The organism is Pseudomonas sp. 43A, assembly GCF_013363935.1.
Taxonomy (GTDB): domain Bacteria; phylum Pseudomonadota; class Gammaproteobacteria; order Pseudomonadales; family Pseudomonadaceae; genus Aquipseudomonas; species Aquipseudomonas crudilactis.
The window spans coordinates 5,762,392-5,777,712 of the sequence record NZ_CP054880.1; the positions used below are offsets into that span (position 1 = coordinate 5,762,392).

At 59.5% G+C, this 15,321-nt stretch carries 18 protein-coding genes; all 18 read right to left on the reverse strand.

Annotated features, from left to right (window positions below; genetic code table 11):
- Positions 1–113 precede the first annotated feature (113 nt).
- Positions 114–1,160 (reverse strand): phage baseplate assembly protein, encoded by a 1,047-nt coding sequence (locus HUW52_RS25355; RefSeq protein WP_134176879.1) that lies wholly within the window; start codon positions 1,158–1,160, stop codon positions 114–116.
- A gap of 3 nt (positions 1,161–1,163) precedes the next feature.
- Complete coding sequence (locus HUW52_RS25360; RefSeq protein WP_175555196.1) at positions 1,164–2,399, reverse strand: DNA circularization protein; 1,236 nt, start codon at positions 2,397–2,399, stop codon at positions 1,164–1,166.
- Complete coding sequence (locus HUW52_RS25365; RefSeq protein WP_175555197.1) at positions 2,386–4,161, reverse strand: phage tail protein; 1,776 nt, start codon at positions 4,159–4,161, stop codon at positions 2,386–2,388. Before HUW52_RS25365 ends, HUW52_RS25360 begins: the two co-directional genes overlap by 14 nt.
- Positions 4,162–4,291: 130 nt before the next feature.
- Positions 4,292–4,588 carry a phage tail assembly protein gene (locus HUW52_RS25370; protein WP_007908778.1) on the reverse strand — a complete coding sequence of 99 codons (297 nt, stop codon included), beginning with the start codon at positions 4,586–4,588 and terminating at the stop codon, positions 4,292–4,294.
- On the reverse strand, positions 4,585–4,932 hold the full coding sequence (locus HUW52_RS25375) for a phage tail tube protein (RefSeq protein ID WP_007908779.1): 348 nt from the start codon (positions 4,930–4,932) through the stop codon (positions 4,585–4,587). Before HUW52_RS25375 ends, HUW52_RS25370 begins: the two co-directional genes overlap by 4 nt.
- A 67-nt stretch (positions 4,933–4,999) precedes the next feature.
- Positions 5,000–6,496 (reverse strand): phage tail sheath subtilisin-like domain-containing protein, encoded by a 1,497-nt coding sequence (locus tag HUW52_RS25380; protein WP_175555198.1) that lies wholly within the window; start codon positions 6,494–6,496, stop codon positions 5,000–5,002.
- Complete coding sequence (locus tag HUW52_RS25385) at positions 6,496–6,675, reverse strand: DUF2635 domain-containing protein (protein WP_007908782.1); 180 nt, start codon at positions 6,673–6,675, stop codon at positions 6,496–6,498. The genes HUW52_RS25380 and HUW52_RS25385 overlap by 1 nt, the downstream gene beginning before the upstream one ends.
- Complete coding sequence (locus HUW52_RS25390) at positions 6,672–7,256, reverse strand: hypothetical protein (protein WP_175555199.1); 585 nt, start codon at positions 7,254–7,256, stop codon at positions 6,672–6,674. The genes HUW52_RS25385 and HUW52_RS25390 overlap by 4 nt, the downstream gene beginning before the upstream one ends.
- Before the next feature lie 150 nt (positions 7,257–7,406).
- A complete protein-coding gene (locus HUW52_RS25395; protein WP_175555200.1) occupies positions 7,407–8,432 on the reverse strand; it encodes a phage late control D family protein in 1,026 nt (341 codons plus the stop codon).
- Positions 8,433–8,441: 9 nt separating this feature from the next.
- The gene (locus HUW52_RS25400; RefSeq protein WP_175555201.1) at positions 8,442–8,654 is read right to left on the reverse strand and encodes a tail protein X; all 213 of its coding nucleotides are present in this window, start codon (positions 8,652–8,654) and stop codon (positions 8,442–8,444) included.
- Positions 8,647–9,030, reverse strand: coding sequence for a phage tail protein (locus HUW52_RS25405; protein ID WP_016985052.1), 384 nt, complete (start codon positions 9,028–9,030; stop codon positions 8,647–8,649). Before HUW52_RS25405 ends, HUW52_RS25400 begins: the two co-directional genes overlap by 8 nt.
- Complete coding sequence (locus tag HUW52_RS25410) at positions 9,030–11,393, reverse strand: phage tail tape measure protein (RefSeq protein ID WP_256667866.1); 2,364 nt, start codon at positions 11,391–11,393, stop codon at positions 9,030–9,032. Before HUW52_RS25410 ends, HUW52_RS25405 begins: the two co-directional genes overlap by 1 nt.
- A 153-nt stretch (positions 11,394–11,546) precedes the next feature.
- Complete coding sequence (locus HUW52_RS25415) at positions 11,547–12,128, reverse strand: phage tail assembly protein (protein WP_175555203.1); 582 nt, start codon at positions 12,126–12,128, stop codon at positions 11,547–11,549.
- Positions 12,129–12,307: 179 nt separating this feature from the next.
- Complete coding sequence (locus tag HUW52_RS25420) at positions 12,308–12,814, reverse strand: phage major tail tube protein (RefSeq protein ID WP_016985055.1); 507 nt, start codon at positions 12,812–12,814, stop codon at positions 12,308–12,310.
- Positions 12,814–13,980: a tail protein gene (locus HUW52_RS25425; RefSeq protein WP_016985056.1), complete on the reverse strand. Its 1,167-nt coding sequence runs from the start codon at positions 13,978–13,980 to the stop codon at positions 12,814–12,816. Before HUW52_RS25425 ends, HUW52_RS25420 begins: the two co-directional genes overlap by 1 nt.
- 2 nt (positions 13,981–13,982) lie before the next feature.
- Complete coding sequence (locus HUW52_RS25430; protein WP_122843259.1) at positions 13,983–14,168, reverse strand: hypothetical protein; 186 nt, start codon at positions 14,166–14,168, stop codon at positions 13,983–13,985.
- A gap of 99 nt (positions 14,169–14,267) precedes the next feature.
- Positions 14,268–14,555, reverse strand: coding sequence for a phage tail protein (locus HUW52_RS25435; RefSeq protein ID WP_246376106.1), 288 nt, complete (start codon positions 14,553–14,555; stop codon positions 14,268–14,270).
- A gap of 220 nt (positions 14,556–14,775) precedes the next feature.
- Positions 14,776–15,315: a DUF4376 domain-containing protein gene (locus tag HUW52_RS25440; protein WP_175555204.1), complete on the reverse strand. Its 540-nt coding sequence runs from the start codon at positions 15,313–15,315 to the stop codon at positions 14,776–14,778.
- Between the last annotated feature and the right edge of the window lie 6 nt (positions 15,316–15,321).

Consider the following 15,321-nt stretch of genomic DNA (forward strand, 5'->3'; position numbering starts at 1 on the left):
CTTGGTTCCTGTAAGAAACGGGCCGACGTCAAAAGATCGCAGCCTTCGGCAGCTCCTACATGAGATCGGCGTACACCTGTAGGAGCTGCCGAAGGCTGCGATCTTTTCAGGGCCTATGTGGTTTTTTTCGGGGGGCTGGGATTGGCATCGAAGGTATGCGGCGGCGCCACTTGCAGCGTGGTCACCGAGCCTTGTGCCGACAGCGAATAAGTGACCTTGGAGATCAGCATGTCGCCATCGAACCCAAGCACCGGATCCGTGACTTTGACCAGCGTGTTGTGCCGCCAAAGATCACCGTTGGCCTGGCGCCAGCCCTGCACCCGATACGTGGTGGTCTGCGCCCGCCCCATACGGGTGGCGCACTCCCACTGGGCGCGTTGCTGGGCCAGTTCGAATGTCAGCGCGGTGCCCTCGTTGATGATAGTGGTGCGTCGACGTTTGAAGCTCAGATCGGTCGCGCTGGATTCAACCTCGCTGACTGCCGCCCCGCTCTTCTTGTCCGAACCTTTCTGCTGGCCGATCACCCGGTATTCGGAGAACACCTGACTCTGATCCATGGGGGCGTTGGCCGACAGGATATTCTTGCCCAGTTCCAGCGCATCGCTGGCCCGACCACCGCTGCCGGGTTTGGCCAGCACCAGCCGGCCCTGCTCGTCATCGGTGGAGAACACCCGCAGCAACGAGAGCAAACGGTCGATCGACTGGAACACGGTTTCACCCGGCACGATCGTGTGCTTGGTCAGCCGTGCAGTCTCGGGAATTTCATTGACCACCATCAGCCCGTACTCCATCGCCAGTGCCTGAACGATGCTCAACAGCGGTTGCTCCTGCCACTGGTTCGGCTGGTTTCTGGCGGCGCAATCGACCAGATCCTGGGTCTTGGAACTGCCCTCGATGCTCAGGCTGATCTGGCGTCCGTCATAGCTGATCGGCGCCTTGAACACATAGCCGGTGAGCACCAGGTCCTGGCCGATTTTCACTTCGCAGGGGTCACCCGGCTTGATCCGCTGGTCCACCGTCTGCCCCGGCCACTGCCAGGTGATGTCAAGTTTGAAAGTGCGGAACTGGCGCTCCAGATCGGCCGTGATCTCCACGCTTTTCCAGCCGCCGTATTCCATGTTGTTGACGGTCAACGTGACGCGGTTATCCATCTCACTCATGGTTCACTCCCTGGACACTTTCACGTCGTTGGGTGAAAAGCCTGGATGGTTCATCGCGTTGCTCTGAGTCACTTGCGTCACCCGTGTCGCATCGGCAAATTGCTTGTAGGCCACAACCAGCGCCGGCAGGCTTTCCTGGAACGATTTGGTGACCTGTCGCACACCGGATGACGCCACTGCCTTGAGATGGGCCAGCAGCGCTTCCTTGACATCGTTGATTGCCTGGTGGTGCTTGGGATCGGCCTTGTCCAGCATCGGATCAATGGCCACCCCGACAGCTTTCTGCAGCGCTTTCATTTCGTCGGTCACCGGTACTTCCTGACGGGTCACCGGTTGATCCGCCTGATGAGCCACCGAGGGTGTCGACGACAGCTTCACGGCGGGGCTCGCCACTGGCATCGACGCCACCCACTGCGCCACTTTGACCAGCATCGTGTCCTGCACCAGATCGGCCATGGCCTGCGCCGCGGCGTTGGTGTCCTTGCCGGTGGTGATCTTCGGCGCATCAGCCTTGCGGATGGCTTCGAGTTGTTGGGAAACGTCGGCAATCACGCCACGGTAGCCCTCCTTCGCGAATTCCTTGAGCTCCTTGATATCGCCGAGCAAACCTTTGAACTCAGCCGCCACTTCCTTGGGCAACTCCTTCACTGCCTTGACCAGTTCGGTGATCTGCCGGTACTGCTCGATCAGCGGCTTGAGCTGTTCTTTGATCACCTCATAAACGCCGGTCAGGCTGTTACGCAGATTGGCAATGCCGATCCGCGCGGCCTTGATCAGCGTCATCGCCTGTTCGAAACGTGCCACCGCAGACCCCAACAGCGTATCGGCCTTGGCCAGCAGCACTTTCTGTGTGCTGACCGTAGCGGTCGGAAACGGCAACGGTTGGTCTGGATAGAACTTCAGGGTAAAGGTCACCAACCCGCCGTCCTGGCGGGTGTGGGTCATGTCGCATTCGCCAACCTTGACTTGCAGTCGCCCCAGCCACGGATGCACCAGTTCACCACTGCCCGCCTCCAGTGCCTTGAGCAGCTTGTCGCGCTGCTCCAGGCAATCGGCGCCGATGATGAACGCCGTGACATCGTGGATCCTGACCTGTTGGCCGAGATCTTCGAAGTACGGCAGATCGCGTTGCGGATACTCGTGCAACTGACCTTTACGACCGACCGGGGTTTTCGCCTGATCGATCCAGAAACCGACACCACGAAAGGATGCCGGCAATAAACGGTCACGCCAGTTCATTGGAACCTCCCATCGACAGCGAGCGATAGCCGATGCGCGAAGACAGCGCCAGGCCCGGTTGATTGGTTTGCGGTTGATCGGTGCGCAACCCGTCCGGCGCATTTTCGAAGCGTACGGTCAGGCCGCCTTCGAGTTGCGTGCGGTTGTTGGCAGCGCTTTGCTGGATCAGTGCGCCAGAACTCTGCGGCAACGAACCACTTTGCAGTGCACCGTTACCCGCTGCTTGCGGTGTTGCTCCGAAGAACGCCGGCGCCAGCTCACCTTTGCCTTCGGCATTGGTCTGGCGTTGCGCTTCGGTGAACGTTTCCACCTTGCCGGTGACCTTGGCGATCAGTCCGGCAAAGCCACCGTCGAACAACTCCTTGATCGGCGCAATGACGGTTTGCAGCTTTTGCCACAACTCGCCGAACCACTCGGTGATCGGCCCCCAGTTCTTGATGATCTGCCCCAACGGTGTCCATTCGAACATGTTGTGCAAAAACTCCAGCACCGGCGCGGCCAACGCTTGCACCACGCCCCACAGCGCCGAAAACACTTCGCTGATCGGTTGCCAGTACATCGCGATCTGTTCCAGCGGCGACCATTCGAACAGGCTCTGGAAGAAGCCTTTGATCTGCTGCGCCGACGCTTGCAATGCGGCCCAGACCGGTTCGAAGAAGGCCACGATACTGCCCCAGTTGTTGACGATCATCCCCAGTGGGGAATAGTCGAACAACGTGCCGAAGAAGTCCTTGATGGCTTGCGCCGCCGGTTGCAGCGCCGTCCAGATCGAGCCGAAGAAGCCAGTGATCGCCCCCCAGTTGTTGATGATCATCCCCAACGGTGTCCAGTCGAACAGACCTTTGAGGAACGCCATCACCGGCACACTCAAGGCCTTGAGCAAGTCCCAGATCGCCGAAAACAGACCGGTCAACGGCGCCCAGTTTTCCAGAATCATGCCGGCGGGCGTCCACGAGAACACCGATTTGAAGAAGTCGATCACCGGCGCGGTGACCGCTTTGACCTTGTCCCAGATCCCGGAGAAAAATCCCGCGACTGGTGACCACAGCGCCGCCAGTGCATCCAGCGGTCGCCAATCGAGGATCGAGCGCAACGTCGCCATCGCACTCACACCGATGTTTTTCACGCCTTCCCACATACCCTTGAAGAACGCGCTGATCGGCGTCCAGTTGGCATAAATCAAACCGGCCGCCACTGCGATACCCATGGCGATCAGCATGATTGGATTGGTCTTGAGCACCATGCTCATCACGTCCATCACCTGGGTCATGCCGGTAACGGCGGTTTGCATGGCGGAGAAAGCGATTGCCCCCGCCGCCAGGCCTTCGACCAGTTTCGGGTTGTCGGCGAGCAGGCTGCCGACCTGGGTCAGCATCGGTTCCAGCCCGACCACCAACGCCCCCACCGCCGGCACCAGCGCGGCATCCACGGCTGCGGAAACCTTTTCCATCGACGCACTGAACACGTTCATGTTTTGCGCAGCGACTTTCGGCGTGGCGGGCAGGTCGACGGTTTTCGCCGTGTCGCTGACTTCAGTCAATTTGCCCTGAAACGCCGCCGCCGACTTGATCCCCTCCACGAACGGCGTGATCACGCTGCCGCCCTTGAACAGCCCGCTGATGTCCAGTTTGTCGAGGCCGACCTGTTCGAGATTTTTCTTGAAACCCTCGACATTGGCCTGAAGGGCGCCAAGCTTGGGCGACAGTTCATCGATGCCCGTGATCAGCACCGGCGTTTTCACTTTTTTCTCTTCGTCTGCCATCACTGCACCTGCTGCATCGCATTGATCCGTTGCGCGTGCTCCAGCGATTCGCGGAGCACATCCAGTGGCCTGGCCATCATCTGTTCGGGGTCAACCTTCCAGAACCAGGCCAGGTCATAGGCGACGGCAATCAGGTCGGTGATGGCGCCGACGCCGCACTCATGAAAAAACTCGCAACGGCCCAGCTCAGCGCATTGAGGTCAGCCAGGTCCAACTGGTTGACCGACGACGGCGGAATGCCGGCGCACACGGCGATGTATTTGGCCGCCACGTCCATGTCGAGGCTGACTTCTTCGCTCTTGTCGATCTTGTACGGCAGCGCCTTGATCGCTCGCACCTCCTGCACCGTCGGACGGCGCAGGACGAGTTCGGTCAGGGGCTCGCCGTGAGCTTCGATCGCAACCTGAAGCTTCACGGCGCCGCTCATTGCCAGGTCCCCTTGATGCCTTCGAATTTCAGTTCGATGGTGGCGTCATCGCCTTTGGAGACCGGTTCTTCAACCAGATACGCACCGGCCAGCACGTAGACTTTGCCGTTGCTGAATTCGCAAGTGACGGTGATATCGGTGCCTTCGATCAGCTTCTTCAGCGGGAAGTCGGCGGTGTGCAGCGCGGTCACTTTGAACGACGGCGCGATGTCGGTTTCCTTGTAGAAGCCGGGTACGACGGTTTCGCGTTTGACCGCCATCAGCGGGGCTTCGCAGCCGCCATTGATGGTCAGTTGTGCGCCGTCGACTTTGACGTAGCAGGTGCCTGCAATCAGTTGACCCATGGTGTTACTCCCTTGAATAAAAAAGCCCACGCGCGGTGGGCTGAAAACTTGCCGTCAAACGCGCGGATCAAGCCGCGTCGTCGTACTGCAGACGGAATTGGTTGAGCAGCGCGAACACACGCAGACCGTTGATGTAATCCGGCGGGAACAGCACGTTCACGCGGCTCGGGTCCTGCACGTCGCGCTCGACGATCAGGTGCTCGGCGAACAGCTCGGCGTTCTCCACATGACCTTCCAGTTCGAGCTTGGCGTACTGCGCGATCAGCTCACCGCGAATGGTCGCTGGCGTCACGATCGGTTGGCCGGCGCCGAAACGGGTGCCGTCGGAAGCCAGTTTGTGGCGACCGTATTTGCTGGTGATCACGCTTTGCAGACGGCGCACGATGAACGCCGACTGGTGCATGGTTTCGCTGTCCAGGTAGGAGTTATCAGCCTGGCCGTAAGCGTTTTTCTGGTAGGTAGTGATCGAGCGCTGGATGCGCACGTAACCGCCTTCGTAGTACGCAGTGGCAATGCCGTAGTTGAGCAGCGACTGACGCTCGGTCAGGGTGAAGCGTTCGCTGGCCGGCGCCGGATCAACGCCCGGCAGGCTGCCGCTTTGGGTCGGACGGCTGGCATCGGCGGAGATGAACACCGCGGTGCGTGCAGCCAGTGCGGCAGCTTGCACCCAGAACGGTTGCGGAACGCCCGGTTCCAGCGCCTGAATGGTCATGTGCTGGTCATTGCGTGCCTGGCCGGCAGCAACCAGAGTGCCGACAGTGCCGCGTTTGGCGCTGTAGACGTGACCGAACAGTTGCTTGGCCCACGACCAGCGACCGGTGCTGTCGTCCATGACCGCTTGCCAGGTGTTGAGCGTCGACAGATCGGACCATGGCAGTGCGATGAATTCGAACGGCTCGTCACCCAGTGCGGCAATCGCGTCAACCTGATCCGGCACGCCGGCGCCACCGGTCATGGCAGTGATCGCAGTGGTCAGGCCGGCCGGGGTGTCTTCGCCGTTGCTCTTGCCCAGGCGATTGAATTGCAGGCTGATGTCGTTACCGCTGTCGCCCGTCCATTTGGCGTTCAGGGTGACCACACCTTCGGCAGCCGCAGCGCTCACCGGCAGGTCGGCGGTAGCGTTGATTTTCTGCGCCAGGTCGGTAGCCGCTTGTGCCGCAGTGGCACCGTTGACCACAGTGGCTTGCACACGCACGCCGCCGACATACAGATTGAGCACGCCAGCCTGAGTGGCGGTGCCGGTCAGGGTCAGCACACCTTTGGCGATCGCGCCTTCGGCGTTGTGCAGCGGCAGGCACCAGATCTCACCGATCGGGTCGGCCTTGCGGAAGGTCTCGTACATCGAGGCGAGCATCGAGCCTTGGCCGCCGATGCTCTTGGCCAGCGCAACGCTGGAGACCAAAACCAGTTTGCCGACTTCGGTCGGGGCAATGTTGTCGTTGACCTGAGCGACGATCAAACGACGCAGGGTCGAACTCGCGCTATTGGCGGCCGAGTTGTCCATTTCGGCATAGAACAGCGGTACACGAATGTCCGCGGGGATATTGCTGAATCCGATCGCCATTATTTGGCTCCCTTTTGTTTGGCTGGTGCGGTTTTGAGGGTGATATCGCCGTCGGCCAGACGTCGGCGCCACCAGGCGCTGTCCAGCACTTCACGGCCTTCCAGCGGCAGCAGATCGCCCGCCTCTGGGTCAGGTACGACACGGCCTTCGGCCGGCAGTACGGTGATGCGATTGCTCATGGGGTTACGTCTCCAGAGAAAGTCATTTCCACGCGCCCATCGGGGCCCGGGCGTTTCAGGTTGGGATCGGCCGGGTCGATCGCATCGACCCGTACGGTGGCCCCGGTAAAGGACGACAAACCGTCCAGTTCACGTTCGTGCCAACTCTCCGCAGGCTGACTTGGCAGATTGCGGCCGAGCTGGAACTCGGCAAAAAAGCGCAGCCGGTAGAAGACGCGGTTGCTGTTGATCGAGACCATTTCGCCGCCGTCATAGACGATGGCGCTGTCGTCGGAAGAGGGTTTGAATCCCACCAGTGCGCGCCACAGTTCGGCACGCAGGTCGTGCAACAGATCCAGCGCTTTTGTAGCGTCGCTGGCGTCAAGCACCAGGACGATTTCGAAGCGCTCGCGGATCGGTTGAGTGGTGAGGTTTTGGGTGGTGCTGGCGCTGGCGATATCCGCTTGGGGCAGCACGTGGGCCGAAGGCGTCGGCAGATCCGGGTTGCCTTGCAGCAACGCCAGATCGAGGCCCACCGAAATGTGATTGGCCAGGCTTGGGCATTGCCCACGCAATTGCGTGAGGATCGGGGTGATCTTCATGGGGGTGTTCCAAATAGTGGGAGTTACCGCAGGACTCATGTAGGAGTGAGCCTGCTCGCGATAGCGGACTTACAGTCAGAATCGATGGTGACTGACACACCGCAATCGCGAGCAGGCTCACTCCTACAAGGGATTTGTGGTGTTGAGAGATCAGTCTTCAGCCTTTGGATCGAGGCAGCTGGCATCGATCAGGCAGCGATAGCTGTTCTCGCGATTGCCGCTGGCGGTGACCTTGTCGATCGACCAGCGCCCGCGCATGAAGTCCGGCCAGGTGTCATCAAGCAGCACCAGGCCTTCAGCCGCCAACCGTGGATCGCCGGGGCAGGTGAGCTTCACCTTGTACTTTTGCCGGAGCATTTTGCGCACTTCGCCTTCGCCCACGGCAATGGCGTCGGCTTCATTGGGTTGCTTCTGGCGGATGGTCTTGAACGGCGCAAGTCCCGTCTCGACCCAATGCAAAACGCCTGTAACCGCATCGACAAAACAGGTCTTGCAGCCCTTGGCCTGTTCGCGGGCGGCCTCTTCCAGCGTGGCGCTGATGAAGGCCTGATCGCCGGGACGATTGTTGTGGGTGACCGACAACGTCACATCCTGCAGTTTCTGGCCCGAGATTGATTTGATCTGCCCGGCCCGCGCCAGCACATACGCATCGCCATAAGGTTTGGCGACCAGGTTGTACTTCTTTGCCAGCCGCGTCAGAAAGCCCATGTCAGTTTCATTGGACTGGTCGACGTGGGCGATCTTGATCATCGACACGTCCGCAGCGACACGCGATGAAAATCCGTGTTGCGACACCAGTTTGCTAAACAGTTGACCGAGCGTCGTCGGTCCATGACTGGCGGTGCGACGCTGCTTGAAGCCGGTTTCATCATCCTTGCTGAACGGCGCTGCAGTGGCCACCAGGGTCAGGCGAAACGGAAACAGCGTCGGCGTCAGGCGAGTGACTTTGAACTGGCCCTTGTCGACCATCTCTTCCATTTCCAGGTAACCCACCAGCAGGCCGATTTTCCCGCCGAGGTTCGGCAGCCCTTCGAGGCCTTCCAGATCAATGGTCAGGGTCAGTTGATCCGACTCGATACCGGCGGCATCAATGTGTTCCCAACTGATCAGACGCTGGTTGAGCAGATCCGCGTTTGCGCCATAAATCTGCACGACCGGGGTAAAACCCAATGCCATACAACCTCCTTAATCCCAAGCCGTGAGCGCTTTGATCGCGGCGGGTTTGCTGCCGAGTTCAGGCAGTACGATCCAGATACCTGCGGGCAGAACCGGGCCATGCTCGGCGAGGGTCGGATTGAGCTTCCACAGGGCCTCTTCGGCAGAATCATCGCTGCGCCCGGTTTCGCGGTAGAGCAGCAGATTCACCGAATCACCGGCCACGCTTCGAACCTTACGCATTATTGAACTCCGCCAATTCGATGACCCAGTCGACCACCATCGCCGTACCGTCATCGATGATCTGGGTCTGGGTTTCCTGAACGTTGTTGATCCGCCACAGACCCCAATTGCGACCGATGCCGTCGATCAACGGCAGCGGTATTCGCAGCGCCTGCAAGGCGCGCAATTCATCCAGCCGATCCATGGCCACGGCGTACATCGACTTGCCGGTGATGGTCAGGGTTTCCGGCTTCTGCCCGGTCTGGCTGGATTTCGGTTTGCTGGTGAGGATCTGTATTTCGCTCCAGCCGCCATCGGACTTGCGCAACAACGAGTGGTACGCAAATTGGCGCGAGAGGCCGAAGATGAAGCTGCCTAATGCCATTTGTTGTTTCATCAGGCGGCTCCATCGGTCAGGGCTGCGTCACGGCGGGTGGCGAGGGGATTGGTTGGCATGATCTGACCCAACTGCCCCATGGTTGTTTGTACCACCAGATTGGCGAGCGCCTGGGCGCTGGCCAGATCCTGGCCATTGATCTGAATCGTTGAGTTGAACGTGACAGGCTGGCTGGCGGCTGTGGTGGCCGGGATCGCGGAGGTCGCCGAGGTCGCGATCAGGTCCTTGCTGACCTGAGCAGGCGCGCCGAGACGATCGGCTTGGGTCCCCAGTTTGTCGCCCAGCGACTCACCGATGGCTCCCCCCGCCATGCTTCCGAGCCACCCGCCAATTGCAGTACCCACGCCAGGCAGAATCAGCGTGCCAAGCGCGGCACCGACAGCGGCGCCCGCTGAAGACCCGGCCAACGAAGCACCGGATGACACCACTGAACGCGTGTCCCCGTGCATCACACCATTGACCAGTTCATAACCTGCGCTGAGCAAGCGCAGCGGCGGCGCTTTTTTGGCCAGCAGCGCGCCGGCCTTGGCGTAGGAGCCGGACAGCCGCGCAGCGGGCATTGGGTTGGCGCCCGATGAGCCGGCGAATGCCGTCATGCTTGCGGGCCACGCTGAGGTCTGGCGAATGAGAGGATTGCGAGCTGCAGAGCTGCCGGAACCAATCAGTGGTTGATGGCTCTTTCGCTTGTTCAAAGAACCGAGGCTCACCCTGCGTGGTTTCAGGCCTCCCCCCTTTCTCTGGGTGGGCTTTTTCGGATCGGGTTCATCAAAAGTCGAGTTTTCAACGGGTTTACCGCTATCGCCGACAACATCGATATCCGCAATCCATTTGCCAAGTCCCTTCGGCAGTTTCGTTGCGATGCCCTTCACAAGCTTGCCAACGAAATTGTCGGCGGCCTTTGTAAGCAACGCCCCCACAAACGCCGTAAGCCCCGCCGCCGCAATAGTCAGAGACGTGGCGACTTTCGGGTTCGCCTCGGCTTTTTCCGCCGCCCAGTTCAATGTATTGGTGAGCGAGTCCAGCGTTTGCGCATCCGGAGCGACCGCTGTCGCCAAACGGTTTCTACTGGCGTCGTAAGCGTTCCAGCTTTGCTGAGGACTGCCGCCAGCCGGATCGGCTGACCTCTGCACCGCACCTTTGTATTGCGGCTCGGTGCTGTGGGTCGGTCCTTGAAGGGGAACCGGCGAGAACGTCGTTTCAGCAGGTTTCGCCATCAACTGATGCAAACCGTCGCTGCCGGTCGACAGCGTCTTCAGCAACTCGGTCTGTGGATCTAGCGGTTTTCTCGCGGTCAGCAACGCAAATGTCTTGTCGACATCCTGCGGTTTCTCCAGCAGTTTGCTGACGCCTTCGTCACCGTTGAACAATGTCTTGATCAGTGCCGATTGTTGGCTCACCGACTTTTGTTTGAGAGCCTCGAGCGCTTTGAAAACGGTTTGCGGTACATCCTCGGTGAGCTTGTCCGGCTGGAGTCCAAGTGTTGCCCAGGCGGCACGCTCGGCGACCGAGCCTTTGGCACCTTTGGCCAGCGCAGCGCTGATGCTTTTCACCGATGTAGCGGCGCCAGACGTGCCCACATCTGCGTTGAGCAAAGCGGCCGCAAGAGCAGCCAGTTGCTCAGGTGCAATACCCGCCGCGACTCCTGTTTCGCCAGAGCTCTGTACCACCGAGCCAATGTCGGCTGCGGTCGCTTTCAGCGAATTCTTCCCGAGATGAATACTGGCGTCGGCCAAGCTTTGAGCCTGCGCGCGATCGAGCTTGAGCGAGGTTCTCCAGACCGTCAGCATTTCTCCAGCGGCTTTCAGTTCAATGCCAAACGCTGTCGCGTTCGTGGCGGCATCACGGCCGAAATCCAGCAGTTCCTGTTCCTTGGCGTCGCCAGTGAGATTGGCACCTACCCCGGATTTGCCCGCTGCATATTCGACCTCGGCCAGGCTAACCGCAGTCGCACCACTGCCCGCCACCGCTTTTTCACCGGCCATTGCCAGGTTGGCGATCTCCATGCTCTTGAGATCGCCGTCCATGCCCGGCACTTGTTTTAGCCTGGCCATGGCCGTTTGAAGCGCCATGGTCGACTGCAGAAACGCGGGAGGCTGACGCTGTTCGATCTCGGCCGTGAGTTTTGACTTCGGCGCACTTACTGGCGCCGACGTTGGCGAACCGGCCTTCGACAGCGATTGCAGCGCGACCATGACTTCCCGAAGCTTGATCTGCTCCTTGATCAATAACCGGATGTCCTGACTGGCGGTCACGACCGCGAGCTTCAACTCCGCCAGTGGATTGGCGATAACGTCGAATGTGAACTTCTCACCTGCCAAGCCAGTGTTGCTGAACCCGACGCTGCTGTTCGCGCTGGCCAGCATTGGCGAATACCTTGTTTCTGCCATTGCCGCTCTACTCCTGTTTTACGCCAAGGCGAGTGATCGCTATGTCGTAGCGGCGCAACGCCTTTTCGGCGTCCCATTCCAGAATCTCCGCTTCACTTACCGGGTAAATGAGCGGGACGATATCGAGGATTACTTCGATATCGCGTTCCGAAAGTAGGCCGCCGGCTGGTTTAAAAAATCGTCGATGCGCACCTGCAATTGAGTCCAGTCCGGAACAGTCATCAGGGCCAGATCGGGGATCATCAGGCCGGTGCAATGGGCGGTGATGAACTCGGCGCGTTCCTTGGCCGTTTTCAGTTTCTTCATCACTTTGGTGGCGCGCAGCACGGGCATTTCCAGGCTCAGCGAGGTCACGGTGCGGCCGGTCACGGCGAGCGGTTGCAGCAGCTGGATCTGATCGGGATCGGCGGATTTTTCCGCGTCTTCGACCTGCTCGAGAAAGTACGACGCAGGCTGGGTCGACATCTCATGCACGTACTGGGCGATGCTCACGTAGTCCGGGCGCTTGAGCTGGTCGAGTTCCTTGACCGACAGGCCGGTGGCGAGCAGGGCCAGTTCGAAGAACTGATCGTCTTCGTCATCGCCGGCGCGTTCCAGCGCTTCTTTTTGCGCGGCGTAGAACAGTGGCTTGAGCTGGATCGTTTCGATCTGCGAACCGTCGTCGCCGGTGATCGGCGACAACAGGTCATGCTGGGGTGGCATCCACGACATGTATGAATTCCTTGGTGATTCTTGGGGGTTACTCAATTTCTGCCAGTCACACTGGCCCACTGTGGGAGCGAGCTTGCTCGCGAAAGCGGTGGTTCAGTCACATTGATGTTGCATGTGCCAAAGGCTTCGCGAGCAAGCTCGCTCCCACAGGGTTTTTTATGATTGCCTGTAAACCGGGATTACGGCATCAGCACCGCACGCCGCGCATCACCGAGGATGTCGACGCCGTTGAGCACGAACTTCTGGGTGCGCACGTCGATGTCGATCACCGGCACGCCGTTTTCCAGGCGGTTGTAGGTGCGGCAGGACAGCTCCAGATTGGTCTTGGGTTTTTCACCCATTTTCACGGCGGTTTCTTCGAGGGATTTCAGCTTGCCGCCGACGGTGTGGTAGGTGAACCAAGTGTTGCCGTCCTGATCCTGACCGGCTTCACGCACGTTCAGCAGGATGTCGTCGCCCAGCTTCACACCCAGTGCCAGCATGACCTCGGCGCCGAGACCTTGCAGGGTCAGCTTGGCGTTGAGCGCTTTGCCACCCTTGGCCATTTCTTCGACGATGAAGCGGCCGCCACGCATCTCTTCCACATCGAATTCGATCTTCGGCGGGGTGAATTCTTCAACGGTCGCCGACAACGGCAGGCCTTGCAGGGTGGCCGCGATGGCCTGTCTTACGCGGTTGGTAAACATTAGAGAACGTCCTCCAGGAACTGCTCGATGATTTCATCGCGGGCGTTGAGTTGATAAACCATGTGTTCGTTCGGCGCGTAGCGGCCGTAGTCGATAACCACGTACCAGGTGCCGTTCTTGTACTTCTCGACGCTGTTCAGTTCCGGGTGCAGATAGACGCTGCCGCCAGGGATGGTTTCGTCGGCGACCAGGGTTTGCAGCCAGTCGTTGATGCGCTTGACCTCTTGATCCATGAAGGACTTGGTGAGGTTCTTGGCCATGGCTTTCTGGCCGGCCTTGACCAGCTTGCGGCTGATCGCATCTTCGAGGCCGACATAGCTGATGAACTTGCCGGTGATCGAACGGTTACCCAGCAGCGAGAAACCGCCGAGCACGGTGCGGGCGTAGTAGCTGACGCCGTAGCGGTTGAGCAGATCGCCTTCGGTGGAGGTGTCGAGGATGTTGTATTCAACGACCCGCGAAACGTCCTCGGCGTAAGTGACCTGGTTGCCTGGGCTCTCCCACTGTTTGACTTTGGCCAGCGCGGCAATCGCCAGGCTGGACGGCGACAGGAAGACGTTTTTCTTCGCTGCTTTCGAGTACACGGCGGGCATGTTGTGCACCACCAGGCAGCGGTCGAAACCAAGATCGGCGCCGCCGAGTTCCTGGCTGTACAGCACTTGATCGGCGACCGAGGCGTCCTTGCCGTCCAGCACCACTCGGGCCTTGATGCGCTTGCCGAACGAGGCGAACTCGCCGGCCACCGCTTTAGTGCCGGTGAAGCCCGGCGCGCCGATGATGGTCAGGTCTTCCGGAACACTGCCCAGCGCCGCCAGACCGAGCTTGCGACCAGTCAGCGGATCAACGCCGCCGATCACGTTGTTGACGGTGTCAGCCGGGGTAGCGCCCGCTTCGACGATCACTACGTAAACCGGCACCTTGACCACTTTGAGGATCTGATAAACCGCGTGGTACAGGGTGCCCTCTTCGGAACCGGTCGGATCGAGCAGCGCGTGGGTGGTGAAGCTGTTGATGCGGAACGGTGCGTTACGCGGAATCAGCGGATCGGCTTTCGGCGCAGTGCCGACCAGACCGATGACGTTGTCACCCAGGCCACCCATGGCCTCGGGGGATTCGGTGGCATTGACAGTAATGCCGTTGTGCTCGAAGTTCAGAACCTCAGCCATATTCAGTCAGCCTTCTTGGCAGCGGCCTTTTTGGCCTGGGTGGTTGGGGTTTTCAGTTCCAGTCGACCGGCGAAGTGCAGTGCACTGGCCTCGACATCGAGCAGATCAAGGTCTTGACCGACGCTCGACCAATGCCCACCGCCGGTGGGAAATGGGACGAGCACGGTGTAGGTTTGGCGGGTTGCCATTCGGGTTTCTCCAAAGACGAAAAAGCCCCTTGGTTTCAACAAGGGGCTATCAGTTGCTGATCAGCGGATAAGAAAACGCCCCGTCAGTGCGGGGCGTTTTTATTCAGGCAGGCTAGCGAGCCATTCCGGCGCTGCCGGGCGGTGTTCGCTCAAGGGCAACTCACCGCCCTCCGGCCACAGACGAAGCACATGGCGGTACGTTTGCAACTCGATGTATTGCGCCGGGGTCAGCTGGGTCGGCCAACGGTCCACCTCGTCACGATGACGGTTGACCACGGGATCAGTGGCTGCAATCTGCAGGTTGCGCCACGAACGCTCATACCCCTCCAGTTGCTCAGGCGTTGGGCCGGGCCGTTCAACCAGCACTGGGTAGTTTTCATCATTCATGACAATCATCTTGCCCAGGGACAATCCGTCCAGTAACTCCCTCCAGTACTCCTGAGAGATTTCAACTGCATCGCTTGGAATTTCTGTATGAAAGGTGGGATCGTAAAAACCGCCAGTGGAGTGTGAATAAAACATAGGTTCTTCCTTGTTTGATTAACGACGACTCTAAAACCACCCTCGTGAGTGGCCAGATATGAAAACGCCCCAGAGAATGGGGCGTTTACTGATGCGCTGTGATCGGTGGCGAGAGCGGCCAACCTTCAGCGAGCATTTCATCTTTATAAGTTCGCGCCTCGAGGGCCCGGAGCAAATCCAGTTCGCGATCAAAGCAGGCCTGGACATGGCTGCGCACAGCCTTGGCAATGGCGAGAATCTGCTCGGCGCCGATCTCGACAAAACCATTGAGGGTTTTGAAGTTGCAGCGATACTCGGGGTCGAGAATGGCAGACAGACCTGTGCTGGCGATCAGCGCCTGGCTGTCGCGAGATGTTTCTATATTCAATCCCTCTATAGCGATACCGTGTGTTTCATGCAAGAACCGCGTTTGCGCGAACAGTTCGGGGTAATTCGGTTCCACTATTGCAAAGGGTACTTTTACGACCTCTCCATCGACCAGCCTCCACTCACCCGTTTGATCGGTTCTGGTGGCGAGAAAAACTTCATCGCTCAGTTCGACCGCTTGTTCAGGAATGACTGAGTGGAGGGCCGAGTCATAACGTCCGGTCAACTCACCGGTTTCACTAAATGTTGCGAACTTCATAGCTAA

Excerpts from the sequence above, each read along its gene's own strand:
- HUW52_RS25425 (WP_016985056.1), bottom strand. The coding sequence starts at position 13,980 with ATGGCTGAGGTTCTGAACTTCGAGCACAACGGCATTACTGTCAATGCC.
- HUW52_RS25410 (WP_256667866.1), bottom strand. The coding sequence starts at position 11,393 with ATGCTGGCCAGCGCGAACAGCAGCGTCGGGTTCAGCAACACTGGCTTG.
- HUW52_RS25415 (WP_175555203.1), bottom strand. The coding sequence starts at position 12,128 with ATGTCGTGGATGCCACCCCAGCATGACCTGTTGTCGCCGATCACCGGC.
- HUW52_RS25395 (WP_175555200.1), bottom strand. The coding sequence starts at position 8,432 with ATGGCATTGGGTTTTACCCCGGTCGTGCAGATTTATGGCGCAAACGCG.
- HUW52_RS25440 (WP_175555204.1), bottom strand. The coding sequence starts at position 15,315 with ATGAAGTTCGCAACATTTAGTGAAACCGGTGAGTTGACCGGACGTTAT.
- HUW52_RS25420 (WP_016985055.1), bottom strand. The coding sequence starts at position 12,814 with ATGTTTACCAACCGCGTAAGACAGGCCATCGCGGCCACCCTGCAAGGC.
- HUW52_RS25400 (WP_175555201.1), bottom strand. The coding sequence starts at position 8,654 with ATGCGTAAGGTTCGAAGCGTGGCCGGTGATTCGGTGAATCTGCTGCTC.
- HUW52_RS25380 (WP_175555198.1), bottom strand. The coding sequence starts at position 6,496 with ATGGCGATCGGATTCAGCAATATCCCCGCGGACATTCGTGTACCGCTG.
- HUW52_RS25365 (WP_175555197.1), bottom strand. The coding sequence starts at position 4,161 with ATGGCAGACGAAGAGAAAAAAGTGAAAACGCCGGTGCTGATCACGGGC.
- HUW52_RS25370 (WP_007908778.1), bottom strand. The coding sequence starts at position 4,588 with ATGAGCGGCGCCGTGAAGCTTCAGGTTGCGATCGAAGCTCACGGCGAG.
- HUW52_RS25435 (WP_246376106.1), bottom strand. The coding sequence starts at position 14,555 with ATGAATGATGAAAACTACCCAGTGCTGGTTGAACGGCCCGGCCCAACG.
- HUW52_RS25375 (WP_007908779.1), bottom strand. The coding sequence starts at position 4,932 with ATGGGTCAACTGATTGCAGGCACCTGCTACGTCAAAGTCGACGGCGCA.
- HUW52_RS25355 (WP_134176879.1), bottom strand. The coding sequence starts at position 1,160 with ATGAGTGAGATGGATAACCGCGTCACGTTGACCGTCAACAACATGGAA.
- HUW52_RS25360 (WP_175555196.1), bottom strand. The coding sequence starts at position 2,399 with ATGAACTGGCGTGACCGTTTATTGCCGGCATCCTTTCGTGGTGTCGGT.
- HUW52_RS25385 (WP_007908782.1), bottom strand. The coding sequence starts at position 6,675 with ATGAGCAATCGCATCACCGTACTGCCGGCCGAAGGCCGTGTCGTACCT.
- HUW52_RS25405 (WP_016985052.1), bottom strand. The coding sequence starts at position 9,030 with ATGAAACAACAAATGGCATTAGGCAGCTTCATCTTCGGCCTCTCGCGC.
- HUW52_RS25430 (WP_122843259.1), bottom strand. The coding sequence starts at position 14,168 with ATGGCAACCCGCCAAACCTACACCGTGCTCGTCCCATTTCCCACCGGC.
- HUW52_RS25390 (WP_175555199.1), bottom strand. The coding sequence starts at position 7,256 with ATGAAGATCACCCCGATCCTCACGCAATTGCGTGGGCAATGCCCAAGC.